16 protein-coding genes are annotated in these 19,100 nt (G+C 55.6%); 4 read left to right on the top strand and 12 right to left on the bottom strand.

All coding sequences use genetic code 11. The annotated features are described in order from the left end of the window. Positions 1 to 87: 87 nt before the first annotated feature. The 9 genes from recC to rppH form a co-directional block, all read right to left on the bottom strand. Positions 88 to 3,468, bottom strand: coding sequence for an exodeoxyribonuclease V subunit gamma (gene recC / locus CTZ24_RS12770; RefSeq protein WP_208723710.1), 3,381 nt, complete (start codon positions 3,466 to 3,468; stop codon positions 88 to 90). A gap of 81 nt (positions 3,469 to 3,549) precedes the next feature. Beyond that, positions 3,550 to 3,885, bottom strand: coding sequence for a prepilin-type N-terminal cleavage/methylation domain-containing protein (locus CTZ24_RS12765; protein WP_244633977.1), 336 nt, complete (start codon positions 3,883 to 3,885; stop codon positions 3,550 to 3,552). Then, a complete protein-coding gene (locus tag CTZ24_RS12760) occupies positions 3,830 to 4,249 on the bottom strand; it encodes a DUF2509 family protein (RefSeq protein ID WP_244633976.1) in 420 nt (139 codons plus the stop codon). The genes CTZ24_RS12765 and CTZ24_RS12760 overlap by 56 nt, the downstream gene beginning before the upstream one ends. Then, a complete protein-coding gene (locus tag CTZ24_RS12755; RefSeq protein ID WP_208723709.1) occupies positions 4,246 to 4,785 on the bottom strand; it encodes a prepilin peptidase-dependent protein in 540 nt (179 codons plus the stop codon). The genes CTZ24_RS12760 and CTZ24_RS12755 overlap by 4 nt, the downstream gene beginning before the upstream one ends. Next, entirely contained in the window at positions 4,776 to 5,246 is a 471-nt protein-coding gene (locus CTZ24_RS12750) for a prepilin-type N-terminal cleavage/methylation domain-containing protein (protein WP_208723708.1), read from the bottom strand. The genes CTZ24_RS12755 and CTZ24_RS12750 overlap by 10 nt, the downstream gene beginning before the upstream one ends. A gap of 174 nt (positions 5,247 to 5,420) precedes the next feature. Continuing rightward, positions 5,421 to 6,215 carry a thymidylate synthase gene (thyA, locus tag CTZ24_RS12745; RefSeq protein WP_208723707.1) on the bottom strand — a complete coding sequence of 265 codons (795 nt, stop codon included), beginning with the start codon at positions 6,213 to 6,215 and terminating at the stop codon, positions 5,421 to 5,423. Next, positions 6,212 to 7,093: a prolipoprotein diacylglyceryl transferase gene (lgt, locus tag CTZ24_RS12740; RefSeq protein ID WP_021184572.1), complete on the bottom strand. Its 882-nt coding sequence runs from the start codon at positions 7,091 to 7,093 to the stop codon at positions 6,212 to 6,214. The genes thyA and lgt overlap by 4 nt, the downstream gene beginning before the upstream one ends. Positions 7,094 to 7,206: 113 nt before the next feature. Continuing rightward, entirely contained in the window at positions 7,207 to 9,453 is a 2,247-nt protein-coding gene (gene ptsP, locus CTZ24_RS12735; protein ID WP_021184573.1) for a phosphoenolpyruvate--protein phosphotransferase, read from the bottom strand. 12 nt (positions 9,454 to 9,465) lie between these two features. Then, positions 9,466 to 9,996, bottom strand: a complete 531-nt coding sequence (gene rppH / locus CTZ24_RS12730) for an RNA pyrophosphohydrolase (protein WP_021184574.1) — start codon at positions 9,994 to 9,996, stop codon at positions 9,466 to 9,468. Between the two features lie 684 nt (positions 9,997 to 10,680). Between rppH and mutH the strand changes: the two genes are divergently transcribed. The 4 genes from mutH to CTZ24_RS12710 all read left to right on the top strand — a co-directional run bounded on the left by mutH (position 10,681) and on the right by CTZ24_RS12710 (position 13,663). Beyond that, the gene (gene mutH, locus CTZ24_RS12725; RefSeq protein WP_208723706.1) at positions 10,681 to 11,370 is read left to right on the top strand and encodes a DNA mismatch repair endonuclease MutH; all 690 of its coding nucleotides are present in this window, start codon (positions 10,681 to 10,683) and stop codon (positions 11,368 to 11,370) included. Positions 11,371 to 11,433: 63 nt separating this feature from the next. Further along, positions 11,434 to 12,144, top strand: a complete 711-nt coding sequence (locus tag CTZ24_RS12720) for a TerC family protein (RefSeq protein WP_021184577.1) — start codon at positions 11,434 to 11,436, stop codon at positions 12,142 to 12,144. A 116-nt stretch (positions 12,145 to 12,260) separates the two neighbouring features. Further along, the gene (locus CTZ24_RS12715) at positions 12,261 to 12,479 is read left to right on the top strand and encodes a YgdI/YgdR family lipoprotein (protein ID WP_021184578.1); all 219 of its coding nucleotides are present in this window, start codon (positions 12,261 to 12,263) and stop codon (positions 12,477 to 12,479) included. A gap of 143 nt (positions 12,480 to 12,622) precedes the next feature. Next, on the top strand, positions 12,623 to 13,663 hold the full coding sequence (locus CTZ24_RS12710) for an NADP(H)-dependent aldo-keto reductase (protein WP_208723705.1): 1,041 nt from the start codon (positions 12,623 to 12,625) through the stop codon (positions 13,661 to 13,663). Between the two features lie 80 nt (positions 13,664 to 13,743). Here the strand turns inward: CTZ24_RS12710 and lplT are convergent, their stop codons facing one another. The 3 genes from lplT to CTZ24_RS12695 form a co-directional block, all read right to left on the bottom strand. Then, the gene (gene lplT, locus CTZ24_RS12705; protein ID WP_208723704.1) at positions 13,744 to 14,934 is read right to left on the bottom strand and encodes a lysophospholipid transporter LplT; all 1,191 of its coding nucleotides are present in this window, start codon (positions 14,932 to 14,934) and stop codon (positions 13,744 to 13,746) included. Next, positions 14,931 to 17,081, bottom strand: a complete 2,151-nt coding sequence (gene aas / locus CTZ24_RS12700) for a bifunctional acyl-ACP--phospholipid O-acyltransferase/long-chain-fatty-acid--ACP ligase (protein ID WP_208723703.1) — start codon at positions 17,079 to 17,081, stop codon at positions 14,931 to 14,933. The genes lplT and aas overlap by 4 nt, the downstream gene beginning before the upstream one ends. 610 nt (positions 17,082 to 17,691) lie before the next feature. Beyond that, positions 17,692 to 19,098, bottom strand: coding sequence for an efflux transporter outer membrane subunit (locus tag CTZ24_RS12695; RefSeq protein ID WP_208723702.1), 1,407 nt, complete (start codon positions 19,096 to 19,098; stop codon positions 17,692 to 17,694). Positions 19,099 to 19,100 lie beyond the last annotated feature (2 nt).

The raw sequence follows: 19,100 nt of genomic DNA, 5'->3' as shown, positions 1-19,100 counted from the left end.
CTTTACCGCTGGCTGTGCACCCGGCGGTCAAAAAATGACTTTTTTATTGTGGTGGGGACGACATCCTGTCACACCGTCACCCGATTGCTATTCATCATCCTGATGCGCCAGACGTACTGGCAAATACCAGCGTCGTGCCGCCTCAGTGATTGCCTGTAATGCCGTGTCATCAAGCACACGGCTCAGACGCTGGAGGTAAGGATCACTGCCCTCACCTTCCAGTTGGAAACCACCCTGCCAGGCCTGTAACAGCCGACTGCGCGCTTTTTTCTGCGTCGCCTCGTCATCCAGTAACTGGCGGGTTTTGGCATCAAAACTCGCTTCCAGCCAGGCTCCGCCGGATTTATTCAACAGCATCAGTGGCTGTGCTAATCCTACCTGATACCCGGCCACATACTCCTGCAACAAACTCAGCGCCTGGTCACAAGGAAGTGCGTTAAAACGCCAGTGGCTCTGTTTACGCCCATACATCCGGCTTTCGCCACTGCCTCCCAGCGCGCAATACACCAGATGCTCCAGCCACAACAGTAAGCCATCATTCATATTGAGTACGCCGGGACGCCAGCGCAGCAGTCCATCAGCTTGCACCTGCGTAAGCCAGCCGGTCAACTGCACATCACCAAGCCGTAGATTCACTTCCCAGCTTTCCGATATCTGACGTTGTCCACTGACCTCAGCGGCCACTTCCTGCATCTCTTCGGTCTGGCTTTGCCAGAAAAGTTCCCCAAAAGCGCCATAAGGCAGGTTACCCGCCGCGCGATGACGGGCATATAACTGTGCAGGATCCTCTCCGGCAACCAGGGTATTCAGCAACTGCGCGTTGATCTGATAACGTTCGAGGCTGTCAGGGGCGAAAGGTTCGCTGTCAGGCAACTCACTCTCCTCCATCCAGAAAGCCACCCCCAGCCGTTGCTGAAACCAGGCACGTACCGGATGACGCCAGAAACGCAAAAGTTGCTCCAGCGACAATGTGGTGAGTGGCAGCGCATCCAATGGCTGGACAAAATCAGGCTGCGCCTCACCCTGCCCTGCAGCGGCAGGTAACCACTCAGCGGCAAAACTTTGCCCATTACGCCCCGGCAAATAGTTTTCAGGGGCAAATGGCATACGGCTGTGCAGCGTCTGCAAATGTTCGCGCACGCGCTGCTCGCTGACATCCGGTTCACAGGCTTCATCCCCCGGCAGACAGAAGCTCTGACCGAGATAGTCAACCAACTCCGTGACCAATACCGAGGGATAGCGCTCGGTATTATCCTGAATGGCACGGCCGATGTAGCTGATATACAGCTGCTGCTGCGCGGAAATTAACGCTTCAAGGAACAGATAGCGGTCATCATCACGGCGGCTACGATCGCCTTTGCGCATCTGCTGTTGCATCAGATCAAAGCCAAGCGGTGCCAGAGTGCGGGGGTAAACACCATCGTTCATCCCTAACAAACACACCACCTTAAACGGGATCGAACGCATCGGCATCAGCGTACAGAAATTAACCGGGCCTGCAAGGAAACGTTGACTGATGCGTTGCTGATCGAGCCGTGAACGTAACTCATCGCGCAGTAACGTCACAGGAATCGCCTGTTGATAAGAGGCCTGCATGCCCTGCTCAATGATCTGTTTCCACTGGGTTTCCACCAGCATTAGCGCCACTTCGCTTTCACTATCACCGCTGAAGAAACTCTCGATCATTTCACGGCATAGCGGCAACCAGTCATTAAGGGTACGCTCCTGCGCCAGTCGCGTACGCCAGTCATCGAGTTTTGCCAGCAACTCCGCCAGATGCCCCGCCAGTTCGGCAATTAATCCGGTGGATTCGTCATAAGGCAGGATGCCTTGCCAGTCGCCGTTGCGACTTTCCAGCGCATAGCCCAGTAGCATACGCTGCAAACCAAAACGCCAGGTGTGCTGCCCGGTGACCGGGAGTGCCAGTGCTTCCACGCTGGCATCATCCAGCCCCCAACGAATCCCGGATTCCATCACCCAACGGCGCAGCAGGCGTAATCCGCTTTCATCCACCGAGAAGCGCTGCGCCAGTGCCGGAACCTCCAACAGCGCCAGCACTTCTTCCGAAGCGAAGCGACTCTCCGGCAGTGCGAGTAAACTCAGCAACGCCAGGATCGCCGGATGTGCCTGGCTGGCACGGCGGTCAGAGATGGCGAACGGCAAATAACGCGATGATGGTGCGCTGGCGAACACCGCCTGGATAAAGGGAGCGTAGCTGTCGATATCTGCCACCATCACGATGATATCGCGCGGCTTCAGGTTTGGATCGGCTTCCATCAGCGCCAATAAATGGTCCTGCAAAATTTCCACTTCACGCTGGGCGCTATGGCACACCTGAATGGTCAGCGAATGATCCTGCGGATCCAGCAAACGCTTCCCCTGGCTGTTTGCCAGTTCCCCGGCGTTGACACCAATTACCGCATTATCTTCCAGGTCAAGTAAATCCGCCTGCAACGCATGCAGCAAAGTATCTGTGGGGATGTCGACAAAAGCATCAATATCGTTTGTAGCCGCGTCCATCTGACTGAGCAGGAAAAGATTATCGCGCCCTAACTTGCCCCACGATGCGAGCAGCGGATTCGTTAATTGTTGTTCACCCGCGTCATTAAACAGCGACGAGGCCAACGCAGGATCGCGAAACAGCGATTGCTGTTCATTGGAATGAAGTCGGCGGCGCTGACGGCTCTGGAGCTTAGCCAGAAATGCGTAATCCTGAATGTCCCCCCAGTAATGACGACAGGGATTGGTGAACAGCAGATGAATATCGATGTGGCGCCCCAACGCCTCCAGCGCCTGCAAATAAACCGGCGGCAGTGCCGAAATCCCGCAAATAAATACGCGCTGCGGCAAGCCTGGCGGCGGGCTGTCTGCCTGCTCCAGTGTCCGGATAAAGCGCGCATATAAATTGGCACGGTGCCAGAGCGGCTGACCAAGGCTTTCGGTGAAGCTGACCAGGTCGCGCCATAATGCTGCCTGCCACTGTTGCGAATCACCCAACCCTTCAATCAGCTCGCCGCGCTCCCAGCTATTGAGCCAGTCCGATCGGTAGACCAGATACTGGTCAAACAGGTCTGCAACGCGAGCACTGAGCTGATACAGCTTACGCTTATCATCGTCGTCGTTCAGGTAGTGACGCAGCGGCAGAAATGCTTCCTGCTCCAACAGGGCGGGCAGGCGATGCATCAGTTTCCAGCTCATGCTGGCTTTCGTGAAGGCGCTTTCCTGCGGAATATCTGGCAGCACCTGCACAAACATGTTCCAGATAAAGCTGGCGGGGAGCGGAAAATCAATGTTGGCCGCAATACCAAAGCTGCTCGCCAGTTCCATTTGTAGCCATTGCGCCATACCGGGGCTTTGTACCAGAACCTGTTCAGCCGCCAGCGGGTCTGTAAGGGGTTCTGATTTAATCAACGTGACCGCCAGATCTTTTAACAGGTCAAGCTGATTGGAGTGGTAAACCCGGAACATGAAGACTCCTGATAAATTAAAAACGACGCAGCCCGGTCACTCTACCCTGTATCATTGGGGATGCCTACCGCAAGGACATAATCAGGGAGATGTGCAATCCAACCTTGCCAGTGACGCAGTGCGCTGCTGTGGACCACGGACGGTTGCGCGTTCCAGTACACAGCCTCCCGGCTGAAGTTGCTGCTGACGCTGAATCTGCCAGCCGGGTACATCGTGTCCAAGCAACGCCTGCCCCGCCACCCGCCATGCCTGACGTTGTTGCCATTGTTGGCTAAAGCTCAACGTTAATGCCCGATGATAATGCAGCAACGCGCTGATGCTCATCGCCAGCAACAGCATCGCGACCAGCGTTTCCGCCAGACTAAATCCCTGTTGCTGCCTGGCATAATGCGGCGTCGGCCAGCGGGCAGTAGTCAATCCAGCCCTGCGCCCGTGGTTTGAGCTGATTCCCCTGAATTGACACCCAATGCCACAGTGCCAGCTCCCGTTCCGTTCCATGTCCCTGCAATAAACCATTGTCACCCTCCATCCGTAGCAGACAACTGCGCCACTTTTCGGCTGCCCAATCCTGACATTGCCAGCCCTGGCTGTGCGGCCAGTGTTGCACTGTCCCCCATTGCAATGCGCCCGCTGCCTGCCAGAAATCCTGATGATAGTGTTGTTCATCCGCAACCAGCACCATGTCCTGTGCCAGCCGGGTACGTGTAGCCTGTAAGGTCAGGCCCCCCATTAGCAACACCATCAGCACCATTCCCAGCGTACTGTTTCCAGCCTGATTCACAGGTTCTCCCCCGTTACCCAGCTCTCCTGCGTAAGTGATTGTTCAGCCACCTTGCCCGTCAGCTGCACCATCAGGCGCCTTGCCTCCCGCTCAACTCTGAACTGTTCCACCGCAAGAAACTCAGGGTCGGTCAAACGTTCCCAGCCATTGCCATTGCAGTCATCCACGCCACGCTGCATTTCAAGCTGACCACTGCGTAATCGGTAACCATAAAAATCACTGTCGCTATGGCCAACGCCTTCCCAGCGGCCATTGCTGTTTTCATCCCAGCGCAACAAGACACAACTGCCGTTTTCCCGGATGGTCAGTGGCGGGCCACTGCATTCCCCATTGCAATAACCCGCTCGCCGCAACGCTTTTTGTAGCGTTTGCGTGATTTGCTGTAGTTCCTGTTGCAGTTGTACACGCTGTAGTAAACGCAGGTTTTCTGCCAGCAACAGCGGTAAAAAACGCCCGGCACTTACCATCAACACCGCCCCTACCGCCATTGCCATCAACATTTCCAACAAGCTAAAACCGGCCTGGTTTATTCGCATCCCTTCTCTCCCGGCTGGCAGGCGCGAATACGTGCTCGCGCTGAAATGATCACCCGCCAGCGGCCGGCGCTGCTTTCAACATCAATACTGCCAGCCCGTGCTACATCGCGGCGGCCATAGAATCCTGGCTCACCGATGATGCTGACCAGCTTCACACCGGCATGTGGTGGGACAAATATCCAACGAGATGTTGACTGACAACCGTCCAACGGACGCGGACCGCTGCCGATACAGCCCGTATTCCCTGGTTGCAGCCACAGGCTGGCCTCGGCATTTTGCCAACTGGCCCAGGCACGCAGCCGTAATAAAAAGCCCTGGAGTTGCAGCACGCTTTCCCGAAGTTGTTGCTGTTGTTGCCAGCGTTGCCATCCCTGCATCGCGCCCAGACTCAGCACGCCCGCAATCACCATCACCACCAACAGTTCCGGCAAGGTAAAGCCGTTTTCATCGTTTCTGTTCATGGTCGTCAGAATGCGTGCCTGGCGTGTTTCGCTCAAGGCGAGAAAATGTACTCTGGAAAAGAGTACGCAGGAAATACCAGGTGAATACAGTGGGTTACAGAATTTTGCGAGGGCGATCTGAAAAGGTACGCGCGGCGCGATAAATAGCGCCGCGACGGGACACACTACGCGGTATTAGATCGCGACCGGCGCTTTGATGGCCGGATGGGGATCGTAACCTTCAATCTCGAAATCTTCGAACTGATAGTCAAAGATAGAGGCAGGTTTACGTTTGATGATCAGCTTCGGCAGAGGGCGCGGTTCACGGGTCAGTTGCAGGCGCGCCTGCTCCAGATGGTTGCTGTACAAATGGGTATCGCCACCGGTCCAGACAAAATCACCCACTTCCAGGTCACACTGCTGCGCCACCATATGCACCAGCAACGCGTAGCTGGCGATGTTGAATGGCAGACCAAGGAAGATATCGCACGAACGCTGATAAAGCTGGCAAGAGAGCTTGCCGTTCGCTACGTAGAACTGGAAAAATGCGTGGCAAGGTGCCAGCGCCATCTGGTCCAGTTCACCTACGTTCCATGCCGAAACAATGATTCGGCGCGAATCCGGGTCACGTTTCAACTGCTCAATCACCCGGCTAATCTGGTCGATTTGTTCGCCATTGGCGCTGCCCCAGCTGCGCCACTGCTTACCATACACCGGACCAAGATCGCCGTTCTCATCCGCCCACTCATCCCAGATGGTGACCTTGTTATCCTTCAGATAACCAATGTTGGTATCACCTTGCAGAAACCACAGCAGCTCATGAATGATCGAGCGCAGATGACACTTCTTGGTGGTGACCAGCGGGAAACCATCCTGCAAATTGAAACGCATCTGGTGGCCAAAAATGGAAAGCGTGCCGGTACCGGTACGGTCGGCCTTTTCTGCGCCTTCATTCAGCACATGTTGCATCAAATCCAGATACTGTTTCATTTTACCTCGCGGGGTTGTTGCTGCGGGCGACGACGATACGCCCAAACCATCATAATCACACCGGCCAGAATCATCGGAGTAGAGAGAATCTGCCCCATGCTGATACCACCGTCGAACAGACCCAACTGGGCATCCGGCTGGCGGAAGAATTCAACGATAATACGGAACGCACCGTAACCAATCAGGAACAGGCCGGAGACGCTACCCATCGGGCGCGGCTTGCGAATAAACAGATTGAGGATGATAAACAGCACCACACCTTCCAGCATCAATTCATACAGCTGCGACGGATGACGCGGCAACACGCCGTAGGTGTTCAGCAATGACTGATACTGCGGGTTAGTGGCAGCCAATGCCACATCCTCGCTGCGCGAACCGGGGAACAGCATGGCGAATTTAAAATCAGGTGCCACACGGCCCCACAGCTCACCGTTGATAAAGTTACCGAGACGGCCCGCACCCAGACCAAACGGGATCAGCGGCGCAATAAAATCAGAAACCTGGAAGAAGGTACGTTTGGTACGACGGGCAAACACCAGCATCACCACGATCACACCAATCAAGCCACCGTGGAATGACATGCCGCCATCCCAGACTTTAAACAGATAGAGCGGATTCTCAAGGAACAGCGGCAGGTTATAGAACAGCACATAACCAATTCGCCCGCCGAGGAAAACGCCAAGGAAACCGGCGTACAGCAGGTTCTCCACTTCCTCTTTCTTCCAGCCGCTACCAGGCTTGTTAGCGCGACGCACCGCCAGCCACATAGCGAACACAAAACCCACCAGATACATTAAACCGTACCAGTGGAGCGAAATCGGACCGACGGAGAAAATCACCGGGTCAAATTGGGGAAAAGCGATATAGCCGTTAGTCATCTTTCACCATGAAATTTTCTGCCCTGAAAACGGGTGTGGCCAAGGGCAATACAATCAAAGCTGCGCATCATAGCACAGCGGGTTTTCATACATATGCCGCAGAAATGTAAACCTTAACGACCACCACGGATCAATCCGCCCAGACCGCGCCGTTCCATAAACGCCGAAACCTGATGACGCACCTCCGACACCGTATTTGCCGCCACGCCCAGCTCGCTGAGCTTCTGTGCGTCCTCTTTATCGAGGTGGCGCAGCAGGTATTTGACGCGCGGAATGTTTTTTCCGTTCATGCTGAGGTGGTAATAACCCAGCCCCACCAGCAGCGCAACACACATCGGATCGCCGGCCATTTCACCACACAGACAGAGCTCAAGCTTGGCCTTGTGGGCTTCCTGAGCAATCAATTGCAACGCACGCAGCATCGCCGGATGCAGCGGATCGTAGAGGTTGGCGACACGGGTATTGTTACGATCCACCGCCAGCAGATACTGGGTAAGATCGTTAGTACCGACAGAGACAAAATCGATACGATCCGCCAGATGCGGGATCAGAAATAGCATCGACGGCACTTCGATCATCACACCAATGCGCGGCTTAGGAATCACGTAGCCCAGCATCTCTTCCACTTCCCGTCCGGCGCGGTCGATCAGGCGACGTGCTTCTTCGATCTCGTCGATATGGCTGATCATCGGCAACAGAATGCTGAGATTGCCAGACGCCGCATTGGCGCGCAGCATGGCGCGGACCTGCACCAGAAAAATTTCTGGCTGATCAAGTGTTAAACGGATACCACGCCAGCCCAGGCTGGGGTTCTCTTCGCTGATTGGCATATACGGCAGCTGCTTATCTGCGCCGATATCCAGGGTACGTAACGTCACCGGTTTGTTGTGGAACAGCTGCAACATGCCCTGATATTGCGCCACCTGCTCCTCTTCTGACGGGAAGCCGTTTTGCAACATAAAGGGAATTTCGGTGCGATACAGGCCAATCCCATCAACCCAACTGTCGAGCGCCTGTTCATGTTCCGGGCTAAGACCGGCGTTCAGCATGACCTGCACCCGTTCGCCGCTTTTCAGTTCGCCCGGCTGCTCCACCACATCTTCGGCCATTTTACTCAGCGCATTTTCTTCGCTGATTAGCCTTTGGTACTCCTGCACCAGCACCGGTTCAGGATCGATCAACAACTCGCCGCGATAACCGTCAACGATCAGTAAGCGTTTGTTGAGCTGGGCTGGCAGGATATCTGCCCCCATCACCGTCGGGATACCCATTGCTCGCGTCAGGATCGCCGCATGGGAGTTCGCAGCGCCGTCACGCACCACCACACCTGCCAGGCGTTCATGAGGCAACTCGGCCAGGGTGGTCGCGGTCAATTCATCGGCCACCAGAACAAAACGTTCTGGCCAGGCATTGGTGCCGACCAGGGTATCATCGAGGTGGAATAACAGGCGCTGACCCAATACCCGCAAATCCCCGGCGCGCTCGCGCAGATATTGATCCTGCAAGCTGGCAAATTGCGCGGCAAACTTCTCGATCACCGTTTTGACTGCCCATTCGGCCACCGATCCTCGTTCGATCTCGGCGAACAGATCTTTTTTCAGTCGGGCATCCGTCAGCAGGTGCGAATAGAGATCGAAGATCGCCGCACTCTCTTTCTGCACGCTGGCGGTAAAACGTTTACTGAAGCGACGAAATTCATTGGCGGCCTCGCTCATGGCGACCGCCAGACGATCGCGTTCGCGCTGCACATCCAGCGTAGAAGCGGCGGAAACCTGATCGAGCAACGGTTGGGTTTCATCCACCCAACCCGGCGCCACCGCCACACCGGGCGCTGCGGCAATGGCTTTTACCCGTGACTGGCGAAATTGGCCGAACAGCTGGCCAAGCTGCGACTGCGACAGCAAAGCCGCCATTTGCGTTGCCAGCGTAACCAGAAAGGATTCTTCGCTTTCGTCAAACTGACGATGTTCACGCTGCTGCACCACCAGCACACCCAGCAGCTGGCGGCGGCTGATAATAGGCACGCCGAGGAAGGAGCGGTAACGCTCCTCTTTCACTGAGGGGATGTATTTGAAGCTGGGATGGCTCTGCGCATCGGCGAGGTTAATCGGCTCGGCGAGACGACCAACCAACCCGACAATACCTTCGTCAAACGCCAGCGTGACCGTGCGGCCACGCGGTTTTTTCAGCCCGCGCGTCGCCATCAGGTAGTAGCAACGCCGATCGTGATCGGCAAGATAGACCGAGCAAACCTCGGTCTCCATCGCAAGGCAAATCTCGTTTACCAGCAGGTCGAGTGCTTCATTCAGACGCGGCGCACTCGCCACTTTTTCAACTATTTCGCGCAACTGAGTGAGCATAAAGGGCGTGGCCTATCCTCTTTTACGTCGATGGGCTGCGGCATTGCGCTGCTGCCCCGCACTCTCCTGCATAGACATCACCACGCCAGCGAATTCCTTCATTACGCGACGGTAGACATCACGTTTGAAGGAGACAACCTGACGCACCGGATACCAGAAGCTGACCCAGCGCCAGCCGTCGAACTCTGGCGTGCTGCTGTGTTGCACATTGATATCCGCGTCACTACACATCAACTGCAGAAGAAACCACTTTTGTTTCTGGCCGATACATACCGGCTTTGTGTCCCAACGCACCAAACGTTTTGGCAATTTGTAACGTAACCAGTTACGGGTTGAAGCAAGTATTCGAACATCTTTACGGTGCAAACCCACTTCTTCAAACAGTTCGCGATACATCGCCTGTTCTGCGGTTTCACCGGGATTGATGCCTCCCTGAGGAAATTGCCAGGAGTGCTGTCCAAAGCGCCTAGCCCATAACACTTGTCCCTGCCTGTTACAGATTACGATACCAACATTCGGGCGGTAGCCATCATCATCGATCACTGGACTACCTCAAAGCTAAATTTGAATAGTCTGATTGTTTCACACTCCTTACAGGCGGTAAACCACTGGATATCAGGGGAGATGACGGAACAATTACAGGATAACTCACAGAGTTTAGCCAAGTTATAAACAGCGATGGGGTTTTTCAGGCGATCTTATGCACCTTTTCTGTGGATAGCTTTGTGCAGAACACGGGAATTAAATGAATAACCGGTTAGGAAAAGTCTTATCAAGACAGGACCAGACAATATTAAAAATCATTATAATCATAATGATAAAATAAAAAACACGAAATTCACATCCAGAAACCGAGGCTTTGTAAAACCGCCCCTTAGCGAACTGGTCAAAGATCGACCTCCGTCGTTTTTATCCACAGAGAATGACCTAAACCTGGTCAGAAATGGGAAAAAAAGCCAACAAATCACTAAAGTCAAGGCTGGAAATCGAAACAGGGGTACAGGAAAGTGGGGGTTATCCCATCTTTCTGTGGATAACTGGGTTTAAGATCCTGTTTATTGTCGATAACAAACCGGGATAACCTGCCACCGCTGCGGTAAAGGCTGGGTGAGGGTGAATAAAAAAGTATGCCGAATCATGCTATTATCTTCAGGCCCGGCGGTTATGAAATGTGGACAACCTTTCTGGCAGCCTGCTGTTTATCATTTAACCAACACGAGCAAAACCATGAGTTCCCCAGCTTTTCCTCCCGCAACGCCGCAAAACGAAGCGGAGTTACTGCAACGTGCACAACAACTGGCAGGCCAGACTTTCGCCGCGCTGGCGGCCCAGCTTAACCTGCCGATGCCCGCCAATCTGAAACGGGATAAGGGCTGGGTGGGGATGCTGCTGGAATTGCATCTCGGTGCCAGCGCGGGCAGTAAAGCGGAGCAGGATTTCGCCCATCTCGGCATCGAGTTGAAAACCATTCCGATCGATGCCCTGGGAAAACCGCTGGAGACCACCTTCGTATGTGTTGCACCGCTCACCGGGAACAGCGGCGTTACCTGGGAAACCAGCCATGTGCGCCATAAGCTGGCACGGGTGTTGTGGATCCCGGTTGAAGGCGATCGCACCTTGCCGCTGGCGGAACGTCGCGTCGGCTCACCGCTGCTATGGCAGCCAAATGCCGAAGAAGAGCAACAACTGCGCGAAGATTGGGAAGAGTTGATGGATATGATCGTGTTGGGCCAGGTGGAACGCATCACCGCTCGTCACGGTGCCTGGCTACAAATCCGCCCCAAAGCGGCAAACAGTAAAGCACTGACCGAAGCCATCGGTGCTCACGGCGAGCCTATCATGACGCTCCCGCGCGGCTTTTATCTGAAGAAAAGTTTTACCGGACCACTGCTGGCGCGCCATTTTTTGCTGCCGTAACCGGGGCGTCAACGATATCGTGTATAATCGCCGTTTAACTTTCGTTTAGGATTAAATCTACACATGTTTGACTGGATTGCAGATCCGAATGCCTGGCTGGCGTTGGGAACGTTAACCATACTGGAAGTGGTGCTGGGCATTGATAACATCATCTTCCTTTCTCTGGTGGTCGCTAAACTCCCCAAACATCAACAAAATCGCGCTCGCCGTCTGGGGCTGATGGGTGCCATGCTGATGCGTATCGGGTTGCTGGCCTCGATTGCCTGGGTGGCCCGCCTGACCAATCCCCTGTTTTCACTGATGGACCACGCCTTCTCGGCGCGTGATTTGATTCTGCTGTTCGGTGGCCTATTTTTGCTGTGGAAATCGAGCATGGAGATTCATGAGACGATCGAAGGTGGAGAAGAGGAACATAAAACCAACGTCCATTCATTCTTCGGGGCCATCGTGCAGATTATGCTGCTGGACATTATTTTCAGCCTCGATTCTGTCATTACTGCTGTCGGTCTGTCGGACCATCTGATCATTATGATGATGGCGGTGGTGATTGCCGTGCTGATGATGATGTTTGCCGCGCGAACCATTGGCGAGTTTGTTGACCGACATCCATCGGTGAAAATGCTGGCGCTGGCGTTTCTGATTTTGGTGGGCTTTACCCTGATTCTGGAGAGTTTTGGCGTCCATGTACCAAAAGGTTACATTTATTTTGCCATGTTCTTCTCGATGGCGGTGGAGTGCCTCAACCTGATGCGCGGCAAGAAAGGCGCGGCCTGACAAAGTCAAGGGCGAGTTATTCTCGCCCACTGATTTTAAGAATCATGCGATTACCTCAAACGCCCAAAACATTTATTACTACACTTTTGCTGTTGAAGCTGTGTAGGGAGTGGCGAATGAAAGGGTTGGTAAGTGTAGTGGGGTTAGTGCTGGCGGCGTTGGTGTTAAGCGGTTGCAGCAGTGATTACGTGATGGCGACCAAAGATGGTCGCATGATTATGACGGAAGGTAAGCCGTCGATTGATAAAGACACCGGCCTGGTGCAGTACACCGACGAAAAAGGCCATGAGATGCAGATCAATGGTGACGAGGTCTCCACCATCATTGAGCGTTAAGTGCCAAATTTCATCGCCTGCGGTATTTTTCCAGTTGTGCAGGCGATTTCCCGAACTTTCCCCCCTTCCTTCCGCGCCGATCAACGCGCTATAGTCCCACAGGACACAACATTCCATTCCATAATGAAAAAAGGAAGCCGGCAATGCACTATCACCGTATCCCCCATAGCACGCTGGAAGTGAGTCAGCTGGGGTTGGGAACCATGACGTTTGGTGAGCAGAACAGCGAAGCCGATGCTCATGCGCAACTGGATTATGCTGTCAGCCAGGGGATCAACCTGATTGATACCGCAGAAATGTATCCGGTGCCGCCGCGCCCGGAAACTCAGGGATTAACTGAACAATATATTGGCAGCTGGCTGAAAAAGCGTGGCAGCCGTGACAAGATCATCCTCGCCAGCAAAGTGGCGGGTCCGGTACGTGGCGCGGATGCCTCCATTCGCCCTAACCAGGCGCTGGACCGTAAAAATATCCGTGAAGCGCTGGAAGCCAGCCTGAAGCGCCTGAATACCGACTATCTCGATCTCTATCAGCTCCACTGGCCGCAGCGCCAGACCAATTTCTTTGGCAAGCTGGGTTATCAATATACGGAATCGACCGTACCGGTGACGTTGCTGGAAACGCTGGAAGCGCTGACCGAGCAGGTCCGTGCCGGCAAGATTCGCTATATCGGCGTCTCGAACGAAACCGCCTGGGGCGTGATGCGTTATCTGCAACTGGCGGAAAAACATGAACTGCCGCGCATCGTCACCATTCAGAATCCCTACAGCCTGCTGAATCGCAGCTTCGAAGTGGGTCTGGCGGAGATCAGCCAGCATGAAGGCGTAGAGCTGCTGGCATACTCCAGCCTGGCATTTGGTACCCTGAGTGGTAAGTATCTGAACGGTGCCAAACCTGCTGGTGCGCGTAACACCCTGTTCAGTCGCTTTACCCGCTATAGCGGCGAGCAGTCGCAACAAGCGGTAGCGGCCTATGTTGCGCTGGCGAAGCAGCACAATCTCGATCCTGCGCAGATGGCACTGGCTTATGTCCGTCAACAACCCTTCGTTGCCAGCACCCTGTTAGGGGCGACCACGCTGGAACAGCTGAAGACCGATGTTGAGAGTTTTAATCTGACGTTAAATGCGGACGTGCTGGAAGGCATTGAAGCGATTCACCGCCAGTTTACTTACCCGGCGCCTTGATACGCACACTCAACATCCCAAGCGTACCATCATCCGTAGCGGCGCGATTTATCGCGCAGCTACGTTCGAACCCATCGCTGCTAGCGCCGCCCTTTCCACCATAAAACTGCGATAGCCACAGCGAATATCGCGCCGAAACCAACCCCGGTCGCCACTGCCGGTGCCCCCAGCTTAATCGCCAGCGTATACAGCCCCAGCATCAGCAACATCGCGGTGTTTTCACCGAGGTTCTGCACGGCAATTGCATTGCCCGCCCCGACAGTGGCTTTACCGCGCTCCTGCAACAGCGCGTTGAGCGGCACCACGAAGAACCCGCCCAGCGCACCAATCAGCATCAGAATCAGGTACGCATGCAACAAGCTGTGCTGCAAGGAAAACACCACCACCATCACGCCAATCAGCACCCCGGCAGGCATGCAGCGGCGTACGGTTTGCAGCGTCACCAGCTTTGCTGCCGCAGCCGCGCCAATCACGATACCTATCGCCACCATCGCATTCAGCGTGGTCGGGGTTTTGTTATCGCTGATACCCAGCGCCACGGGCACCCACAGCACCAGCAGAAAACGCAGTGTTACCCCTGCGCCCCAGAACAGGCTGGTACCCATCAATGAAAAACGGGTTTCGCCATTACGCCACAGCAACAACGTTGCCTGAGTAAAATTGCGCAGCATCATGCCAAAGTGCCAGCTCTGGCCGGGACGTGCTGCCAGCAAACGCGGGATAAACAGGTTTGCGACGACCGCCAGGCCGTAAGTAAGTGCACACACCGCCAGCGCTGCCAGCAGATGCCAGTCCGCCAGAATGCCACCCGCAACCGACCCCAGCAGGATCGCCGCAATGGTCGAGCCCTCCATCAGTCCGTTGGCTTTGACCAACTTATCACCCTGCGTGATTTCACCCAGAATGCCATATTTGGCCGGAGAATAGGCCGCCGCGCCCACCCCTACCAGGGTGTATCCAAGGAACGGATTGAAACCAAAACAGATAATCAACGCCCCTAACAGCTTCAGGCTGTTAGCAAACATCATCACACGACCTTTGGCGAAGCTGTCGGCCATCTGCCCAACAAAAGGCGCGAGCAGAATGTAAGTGGCTACAAACAACATTTGCAGAATCGGCTGACTCCAGTCGGGATAGAACTGGTTTTTCAGCACCGCGAGGGTGGCAAATAACAACGCATTATCGCCAAACGCCGAGAGAAACTGCGCCACAATCACCGCCATCATGCCACGCGACAACAGCGGCGTATCCGGATTTACCGCCTGGCTCATGCCTGCTCCTCTTCGGCCAGTTTTTTCAGGCTGACATAGTCAGGTTTACCGCTGCCGAGTATCGGCAAAGGTTTCAGCACACGGATATCACGCGGCAACGCCAGTTCTGGCGCCCCCAACTCACGGGCCGCATGTTTGAGCATCTCGCGATCCAGCTCGCTGTCAGTGGTGAACAGCACCAGCGCCTCTCCACGGTTGCCATCGGGTCGCAACGATGCGGCATGTTGTTTTTCTGGTGAGGCTTTCAACGCAATCTGCTCGACAATTTCCAGCGAAACCATCTCTCCGGCAATTTTCGCGAAGCGTTTGGCGCGGCCCTGAATCTGGCAGAACCCTCCCTCATCAAAGCTGACGATGTCGCCGGTATCATACCAACCCGGCTCCATCTCACCTTCACCGTTATCGGCTACTGGCGGCTCCAGCACACCGGGATTTTCCACGCGCAGATAACCGTTCATCACGTTTGGCCCACGCAGTTGCAGGCGACCGCCCTGCTCAATACCCGGCACCGAAATCAGACGCGAGTCCATCCCCGGCAGAATTCGGCCTACAGTGTGCGATTTTGCCGCCATCGGCACGTTAATCGCCACCACCGGTGCGCACTCGGTCACACCATAGCCTTCGAGAATACGGATGCCGTATTTCTCCATATAAATCTGACGTGTGCCTTCCTGCAATTTTTCCGCCCCCGCCACTACGTAGCGCAGACGGGCAAAATCGTACGGGCTGGCAAAGCGTGCATAGTTGCCGAGGAAGGTGGAGGTGCCGAACAGCACGGTACAGTTGCGGTCATATACCAGCTCCGGCACCACGCGATAATGCAGCGGGCTGGGGTAAAGGAACACCTGCGCACCGGTCAGCAGCGGCGTGAAAAGCCCCACGGTCAGACCAAAGGCGTGGAACAGTGGCAACGCTGACATAAAACGGTCACGCGGGGTGAAATCGGCAACGGTGCGAATCTGCTCAACATTCGCCAGCAGGCTTTTATGCGAATGCACCACTCCTTTGGGATTGCCTTCCGAGCCGGAGGTAAACAGCACCATCGCGGCCTCTTCAGGCTTTTGCGCCACCAGCGCACGACGTGGCATCAGCAGATGGCTGAGGATCCACAGTTTATCTTTGGTGGTGACGGTCGATCGCAGATCTTCGAGGAAGATCCACTGCACGTCCGTCAAACCTTCGGGCAGATGCCACAGGTTGCCTTTATCAAGGAACTGACGCGAGGTGAAGACCGTTTTCACCTGTGAGGCGGTCAACGCTGCGCGCATCCCGTTAACCCCGGCGGTGTAATTGAGCATGGCCGGGATGCGTCCACGCAGCGAAGCCCCCAGAATGGCCGCAGCGGTCACGGTGGCATTCGGCAGCAGCAGGCCGACATATTCGCCCTGACGACTGTAGCGCTCGAGGATACGGCCCACGCCGAGCGCTTTTTTCAGCAATCCGGTGTAGCTGTCGGTTTTGAAGTTGATGTCCTCGATGCACGGCTTAAACAGACCGTAGCGGGTACGCGCATTGAGGAATGCCTCAAACAGCGTTTCCCGTGGCCGCACCGCCATACGCGCTTCCATCATCACATGATGTAAATGCTCGCCAGCCAGGATACGCCGCTCACGCGCGCGTTTGGCTTCCGGCATCGGGATAACCGTCGCAGGTAACACACTCAGGGTAATACGCGGAAACAGACGGCGCTTAAATACGCCGGCAAGGCGACCAAACGGGGTATATTCTGCGCCTTCGATGCGCATTGGCACCACGGTGGCACCCGATTTCGCTGCCACAAAGCCAGCGCCACTGTAGATTTTCATCAGCGAAGCGGTGACGGTAATACGCCCTTCCGGAAATATCACCACCGGGCGGCCTTCGTTGATCAGACGCACCAGATGTTTAATCGACATCGGTTTGGTGGGGTCAAGCGGCACGAAGTCGATGAGCGGCTTGAGGATACGCATAAACCATTGATCGCTGATCGATGAATAGACGGCGAACACCGGTTTGATCGGCAGAAAAAGTGCCACCAGCACGCCATCGAGAAATGACATGTGGTTAGGGGTGATTAACACCTTGGGTTTGTTCAGTACCGTCAGATCACCGCGCAGCTCGACGCGCCATAACAGGCGGCAGAGGAAACGCAGACAGGTGAATAACATGCCAGCTCCTTAGCAGTCGTTAAAAATGGCCCCTACGATGCAGGATTCAGGGATTTTCGACAAGTAGCGGCGCGATTTATCGCGCGGGGCTGCACGATAAATCGTGTTACGTGTCAGGCAGCGGTTTGGCACTGAGAGGGTTCCGCCCGCCAGGCATTAGGCAGTTTCAGCCGCAACGTGCAGGCGGACGGGCAAAGGTCCGAGGGCGCGGACCTTTGCAATCCGCGCCTTGCGCCGTCCTCGCGCAGCGCATAGCGCTGTGCCCTCGCTTATCACTCAGGCCATACGGCACGCGCGGATTCGCCATCCCTGGCTCATTCCGCTCTCTCGCCGCATCCATGCGGCTCGTCCTGGCCTTCCCTCTGCGCTCGGCGCTGCGGATGCCGCCCACCCCATCGCCTGAAAGCCAGGTGCTCTCTTAATTGCGCGATAAATCGCGCCGCTACAAATGGCAGCACGTTACCCGTAGCGGCGCGATTTATCGCGCAAAAAAAGAGGCTGGCGCAGGGCCGGGGAGTGCAAAGGGTGCGGCCAGTCACCCTTTGCTCGGTCGCCGCACCGGCGAGCTGCAACTACATCAGCCTATGGCGAACGAAACCCGCACCAGCCGTTATTGCGATTTATCCGCCTGCCAACCCCCACCCAGCGCGGCTATCAACTCTACGCTGGTCACCCATTGGGTGCTTTGCGTTGACAGCAGGGTCTGCTGCTCACTCAGGCTGCTGTTTTCAGTGGTGGCAACGTCGAGATAATCGATCATCCCCGCCTCATACTGATTCCGCGTCACGCGTGCCGATTCCTGCGCAGCAGCAGTAGACAGTTGCAGTGAAACCAGTTCGCCTTTCAGCGTGTTCAGCTCCACCAGGTAATCCTCCACTTCCTGCATCCCTTCCAGCACCGCCTGGCGATAGCTGGCGACACTGGCGTCGTAAGAAGCCCTCGCCTGTTCCACTTTCGCCGAGGTGGCACCAAAGTCCAGCAGCGTGCCGCTCAGTTCCGGGCCAAGCGACCAGACACGGTTCGGCAGCGAGAACAGATTACTGAAGGTTGATGAACTGACGCCGCCACTGGCGCTCAGGGTCAGATCCGGGTAGTAACCGGCAATCGCTACCCCCACCGCCGCATTGGCTGCCGCGACGTTACGTTCGGCATAGGCGATATCAGGGCGGCGTTGCAACAACTGCGACGGAATGCTGTTGGGGATCTCCGGTAAGGTCGCTTCCAGCTTCGCCACCGGCAGTGAGAAATCCGCCGGGGCACGGCCAATCAGCAACGCAATGGCGTGCTCCAGTTGGGCGCGCTGCCACTGGTAATCCTGCGCCGAGGCACGGGCGCTCTCCAGTTGCATCTGAGCCTGCGCCAGGGTGGCGCGTGATTCGCTGCCTGCCTGATATTTGTTCTGAATCACCGTCAGGTAACGCTGATAGGCATCAACACTGCGCTGATACAGGGCGATCTTTTCGTCCATGATGCGCAACTGGAAATAGTCCTGCGCCAGTTCGGACTGGGCGCTGAGGGTGATATTCGCCAGTTCCGCCGCACTCGCCTGAGCGCTGGCTTTGTTCTCTTCCAGCGTGCGGCGCAGTTTGCCCCACAGATCCAGTTCCCAACTGGCGCTCAGCTCAGCCTGATGGCTGTTGCTGACGCTGCGCTGCCCGGTGGTACTGGCACGGCTGCCACTGCGGGTGCTGCTGGCGTCATAGCTGACCGATGGGAACAACTCGGCGCGTGACTGCCCCGCCAGTGCCTGGGCTTCACGATATTGCGCCGCATAGTTGGCAACGTTCTGGTTGGAGATGCTGACCTGACGCAGCAAGCTGTCGAGCGTGGCATCGTGGTAGACCGACCACCATTCACCTTTGCTCTTATCATCCTGCGGCATGGCCTGAGTCCAGCCTTTGGCCTCTTTAAAATGGGTCGGCATCGCCATCGTCGGACGCTGATAATCAGGGCCAACGGTACAGCCTGCCAGCAACAGCGCCATAACGATCGGGGTAACAGATAACGACATTTTCATGG

The sequence above is a fragment of the Pantoea phytobeneficialis genome, assembly GCF_009728735.1.
GTDB classification, from domain to species: domain Bacteria; phylum Pseudomonadota; class Gammaproteobacteria; order Enterobacterales; family Enterobacteriaceae; genus Pantoea; species Pantoea phytobeneficialis.
This window is presented reverse-complemented; position numbering and strand designations above follow the sequence as displayed.